The following is a 1,086-nucleotide window of genomic DNA, read 5'->3' as shown; positions in this document are numbered from 1 at the left end:
CGGAGTCGCCCCAGCTCACCGTCTCCTTAAATTGCTGCGTCTTTCTTCAAAGTCTTTCTCTGGCCTGAGTCTTTATTAGGAGCCGCGCTTCCCAAGGTGCTTCATAGCAGCATCGCGCACAAGTGGCGACACATCAACTGACAGTCGCTCTAGCAATTGCAAGGGGGCCTTCTTGTTGTATGCGATCCGTTGACGAACCAATTCATCCTGGTCATGAGCCAGGAGGTCAAAAAGTTCAAGGGTCAATTTTCGTTTGTCAGCCACTGTTAGCCGCACTGAAGCCGATTCATCATGAGCGAGCACCGCAAGAATTTCGATTGGAACGGTCTTGTTGTAAGCAACCCACTCCCGCATCTCGGGAAAGCGCGAAATCACATCGAGCCAGACGGCTACTGGTGCTTCATCCTCCGCAGCCAGCGAGTATTCCGCGGGCACGTCACTGTTTCTTAGTCGGACGAACTGTTCGGCTGAGGTAATCAAAATGCGCTCCCGGCGAGCTCTTTCCATGGAATGAACTTACCTACATCGCCTTTGTGCTTGCCAACAATGAAGTCACCATACTTGTCGGCATCGCGATACCACTCAAGCCCCTTCGAACTTTCGCGAAATACCTTCCATTCAGATCCGCCATGTCCTGCTGTATCTCTCGCCCACCACAGGCCATCTGATTCACTTTTGTAGATCTTGCCAAATCTGTCGCTGCGGACAACTCGCTCTGTACCCTCTTGCGTGATCTTCCACAGGCCACGTTCCGCTGCCGCTGCCCCCTTCGCCAAGTCAGCAGTCTTTTCAAGCGCCTTGGCCGCCGTAGCCGCCTCCCCCTCAACAGGAATAACAGCGATAGTGGCAAGCGCCCAATCGGTTCCACTACATCCCTCTGCCACACACTGCACCAAACTTAGGCCAGGGATCATGCTTGCGGCCCCATACACGTACGGTGCTGCCGCCGCGATCGCTTGCTGATCCTGCGTCTCACCTTCCTGTATGGCGCCAGCCTCCTGATCTTGAACATAGAAGTGCCCGGCATATGGGTCGCCACCGCCACCTTCATTACTTTCACATTGCATGTTCCCCATGCAAATGTCA

Annotated in this window: 2 protein-coding genes; both read right to left on the bottom strand. The window is 54.1% G+C overall.

Annotated features, from left to right (window positions below; translation table 11 throughout):
• Positions 1-75: 75 nt before the first annotated feature.
• The gene (locus UU7_RS17705) at positions 76-480 is read right to left on the bottom strand and encodes a hypothetical protein (RefSeq protein WP_083845973.1); all 405 of its coding nucleotides are present in this window, start codon (positions 478-480) and stop codon (positions 76-78) included.
• A partial coding sequence (locus tag UU7_RS18650; RefSeq protein WP_007808151.1) for a hypothetical protein occupies positions 477-1,086 on the bottom strand: 610 nt, incomplete at its 5' end. The genes UU7_RS18650 and UU7_RS17705, both read right to left, overlap by 4 nt.

Source organism: Rhodanobacter spathiphylli B39 (genome assembly GCF_000264295.1).
In the GTDB taxonomy this organism is placed as follows: domain Bacteria; phylum Pseudomonadota; class Gammaproteobacteria; order Xanthomonadales; family Rhodanobacteraceae; genus Rhodanobacter; species Rhodanobacter spathiphylli.
This window is presented reverse-complemented; position numbering and strand designations above follow the sequence as displayed.